The organism is Streptomyces durbertensis (genome assembly GCF_014156695.1).
Classification (GTDB): domain Bacteria; phylum Actinomycetota; class Actinomycetes; order Streptomycetales; family Streptomycetaceae; genus Streptomyces; species Streptomyces durbertensis.
In genome coordinates, this window is the sequence record NZ_WMLF01000495.1 from 1 (window position 1) to 3,718 (window position 3,718).

Here is a 3,718-nt window from a genome sequence, read left to right on the forward strand (position 1 = left end):
GTCCTCCTGGATGTCCGAGCCGTCCGGCTGGTAGACGTCGTCGCCCATCGCGTCCTGGAAGCCCATGACCACTCTCCGTCGCCCAGCCCCGAGTCGGTGACGCGCGTATCACGCGTTCACCATCAAATCTAGGGACACCGCCACCGAGTGCGCAAAACCGGCACCGAGTGCGTCGGTGCGGGTGAGTGCAGTCGGATGGCGGGTGCGGAGGGGCCGCTGGTGGGGAAGAGCAGGGTGTGGCTACCGTCCCGGAACCGATGCGCAAGATCGCGCGGCGTCGCAACGAGCCGGCCGTCGTCCAGACGCTGCGCTCGGCAACCGCCGCCACCCTCTCCTACGTCGTCGCCAGCTGGCTCCTGGGGGTGAACCCTCCTCCTCTGCTGGCGCCGCTGACCGCGCTGCTTGTCGTCCAGGTCACCCTCTTCGCGACCCTCACCACCGGCATCCGACGCGTCAACTCGGTGGTCGCCGGCGTGCTCATCGCCGTCGGCTTCAGCGCGCTGGTCGGCCTGAGCTGGTGGAGCCTGGGACTGCTGATCATCTCCTCGCTGGTGCTCGGCCATCTGGTGCGGGTCGGCGAGTTCGTGCCCGAGGTGGCGATCTCGGCGATGCTGGTGCTCGGCGTCTCGCACCACACCGACCTGGCGGTCAGCCGGGTACTGGAGACGCTGGTCGGCGCCGCGGTCGGCCTGCTGTTCAACATCGTCTTCGTCCCGCCGGTGTGGGTGGAGTCCGCCGGCGAGTCGATCGAGGACCTGGCCGGCCGGATGCGGGACCTGATACGGGATCTGGGAGACGAGATCACCGGCCGCACGGCGGTGGAGGCCGCCGCGGCCAGACTGCACGCGGCCCGCAGGCTCGACCACGACATCGTCGAGGTCGACGCCTCGCTGGCGCGGGCCGAGGAGAGCCTGCGGCTCAACCCCCGGGTGAAGGAGGGCCTGCTCTCCCGGATCGTGCTCCGCACCGGGCTGGACACCCTGGAGATCTGCGCCGTCGTCCTGAGAGTGAGCGCCCGCACGCTCACCGACCTGGCGAAGAAGCGCAAGGGCGAGGACCTCTTCCCGCCACCGGTGGCGGAGGCGCTGAAGGAGCTGTTCGGCCATCTCGCCGCCGCCGTGGAGAACTTCGCCTCGCTCATCACCACCCAGATCAGCAGCAGCGCGGAGGAGGCCGAGGACCGCCTCGCGGACGAACTCGCCGCCGCCCGCGCCGCCCGGGAGCGAGTGGCCCACCTGCTGCTGGAGACCGTCCAGGAACACCCCAGGCAGTGGCAGCTGCACGGCGCCCTCCTGGCCGAGATCGACCGCATGCTCGACGAACTCGACATCGAGAAGCGGTCCGTGCGCCTGGCCGAGGAACTGGACCGCACTGCCGAGGAACGGCACGAGCGCTACCCCTTCCTCGCCCGGGTGGGACGCAGGCTGGCACAGCTCCGCAAGCGCCGCCGCGCGTTCTGACACACGAGCGATCTGGCACGACGCGACCTGACCTGGAGTCATGTCTTGGTCAAGAATCATCCCGGCCGCCGGTCCGGCGGACCGCTCACTGGCCGGCCTGCCGCCAGAACGTGCGGCCGTCAGGCCGGAACCGGGGAGGCGACCATGCGACCACACCACGACGGCGGTCCCACCGCGCTCTTCGCCGCGGCGACCTGCGCGACCCTCCTCGCCGTCGCCGTCGCCGTCGCCGTCGCCGTCGCCGCCGCCGGCTGCGGCGGCGAACGGAGTGACGACGCCCGGCCGACGGCAACGCCGACGACCTCGCCCAGCACCACGCCCGCCCGCTGCCTCGCACGGTCGGAGGTGGTGAAGCTGACCAAAACACGCCCTCTCCGCGCGCCCTGCCGCCGAGGGCGGCCCCGTGCTGCGACAGTCGGGGACACACCCTCCCGCACGCGAACCGGAAGGCCACGGATGAGCACCGCGCACCACGGCAGCGACGACGGCGCCCACCCCGCGGGCGAGACACTCGCTCTCCTGCGGACCGGTGAGGACCTGCTGGAGGCGGCAAGGACCGCCGACGCCGGCCGGGCCGCCCGCACCCTCGTCACCGCGCCCGGGCTCCGCGTCACCCTGATCGCGCTGCTCGCCGGGCAGGAGCTCTCCGCCCACGAGGAACCCGAGGCGGCCAGCCTGCAGTGCCTGCGCGGCGAGGTGGTGCTCACCGCGGTGCACGGCGACGACACGTGGCGCTTGACGGCACACGACCTCCTCGGCCTCCCCGACGGCCGGCACCGCCTCACCGCCGAGGACGACGCCCTGCTCCTCCTCACTGTCCGGCTCGACTGACTTCAGGGACCCGTCAGCCGCGTGTCACGCCGCGTCGTCGGCCAGCCAGAGGTCGGGGCCGAAGACCTCGTAGCGGATGTGGCGCGGCGGCACCCCGGCGGCCAGCAGCTGGGCGCGGACGTCACGCATGAACGGCAGCGGCCCGCACAGGTAGGCGCGGACGCCGTCCGGCAGGTCCAGGGCGCCGAGGTCCATGCGCCCGGCCCACGCTCCCGGTTCGGCGGCGCCCGGTTCGGCGGCGCCCGGCCACTCGTACCAGAACTGGGCGCGGGCCCCCGGAAGCCGGCTCACCAGCCGGTTGGTGTCCGCCCGCAGCGCGTGGTCGGCGGGGGAGCGGTCGGCGTGCAGCACCAGCGTCGGGCGGGTGGAGCCGGCCGACGCCAGGTGCTCCAGCATGCCCACCATCGGGGTGCACCCGATGCCGGCCGAGGCGAGCAGCAGCGGCGCGTCCTCCTCCTCCAGCACCACGTCGCCGAAGGGCGCCGACAACGTCAGCTCGTCGCCGACCCGCACCGTCCGGTGCAGCAGGTCCGAGACCTCGCCGAGCGGGGTGCCGTCTCCGCCCACCCGCTTCACGGTGATCCGCCGGGTGCGGCCGTCCGGCGCCGAGCTGAGGCTGTACTGCCGCAGCTGGTGCACACCGTCGGGCATCCGCACCCGGACGCTGACGTACTGGCCGGCCCGCACCGGCGGCGGCGCCTGCCCGTCGGTCGGGCGCAGCAGGAAGGAGACCACGTCGACCGTCTCCTGCCGGCGCCCCACCACGGTCCAGGACCGCCACGGGTGCCCCGGCCGGACCTGCGCCTCGACGTACAGCCGGGCCTCGTGCGCCACGAGCGCGCCGGCCATCAGCCAGTACACCTCGTCCCACGCGGCGGCGACCTGCGGCGTCACGGCCTCCCCGAGCACCTCGACGATCGCGCCGAACAGGTACTTGTGGACGATCGCGTACTGCTCCTCGGTGACGCCCACCGCCGCGTGCTTGTGCGCGATACGGGCCAGCAGCGCGTCCGGACGGCTCTGCGGGTCGGTGAGCAGCGAGCCGGCGAACGCGACGATGGAACCGGCGAGTGCCTGCCGCTGCATGCCGTTGGCCTGGTTCCCCCGGTTGAACATCCCGTCCAACAGCTCCGGGTGCTCTCGGAACATGGTGTCGTAGAAGTGACCGGTGATCCGCTCGATCGCCTCGCCGACGAGGGGGAGGCTGGCGCGGACGACCGCGGCCGATTCGGGAGAGAGCATGAACGCTCCTGGGATGTACGGGTGTTGGGAGACGGCCGCGAAGTGCGACCGAGAACCTGTCTACCAGCGCGTGAGGCGGTCGAACGCTCGGCGAGGTGGATCACGGCCGAAGGTCTCGGCGATCAGGGCCGTTCGGCCCCGGCGGCCCCCACCGCACACAGGACCGAAGGGCCCTTGCGGCCGCC

At 72.7% G+C, this 3,718-nt stretch carries 4 protein-coding genes; 2 read left to right on the top strand and 2 right to left on the bottom strand.

From position 1 onward, the window contains the following. Positions 1-257: 257 nt before the first annotated feature. Positions 258-1,460: an FUSC family protein gene (locus GL263_RS23255; protein ID WP_182857706.1), complete on the top strand. Its 1,203-nt coding sequence runs from the start codon at positions 258-260 to the stop codon at positions 1,458-1,460. 119 nt (positions 1,461-1,579) lie between these two features. Here the strand turns inward: GL263_RS23255 and GL263_RS23260 are convergent, their stop codons facing one another. Next, on the bottom strand, positions 1,580-1,822 hold the full coding sequence (locus tag GL263_RS23260; protein ID WP_182857707.1) for a hypothetical protein: 243 nt from the start codon (positions 1,820-1,822) through the stop codon (positions 1,580-1,582). Between the two features lie 94 nt (positions 1,823-1,916). On the opposite strand from GL263_RS23260, the gene GL263_RS23265 reads away from it, so the two are divergent. Next, positions 1,917-2,291, top strand: coding sequence for a cupin domain-containing protein (locus GL263_RS23265; protein WP_228456765.1), 375 nt, complete (start codon positions 1,917-1,919; stop codon positions 2,289-2,291). A gap of 24 nt (positions 2,292-2,315) precedes the next feature. Here GL263_RS23265 and GL263_RS23270 read toward each other — a convergent pair whose 3' ends face one another. Continuing rightward, on the bottom strand, positions 2,316-3,533 hold the full coding sequence (locus GL263_RS23270; protein WP_182857708.1) for a globin domain-containing protein: 1,218 nt from the start codon (positions 3,531-3,533) through the stop codon (positions 2,316-2,318). Positions 3,534-3,718 lie beyond the last annotated feature (185 nt).

What these genes read in the sequence shown, in the direction of transcription:
- GL263_RS23255 (WP_182857706.1), top strand. Translation starts at nt 258, where the DNA reads ATGCGCAAGATCGCGCGGCGTCGCAACGAGCCGGCCGTCGTCCAGACG.
- GL263_RS23265 (WP_228456765.1), top strand. Translation starts at nt 1,917, where the DNA reads ATGAGCACCGCGCACCACGGCAGCGACGACGGCGCCCACCCCGCGGGC.
- GL263_RS23270 (WP_182857708.1), bottom strand. Translation starts at nt 3,533, where the DNA reads ATGCTCTCTCCCGAATCGGCCGCGGTCGTCCGCGCCAGCCTCCCCCTC.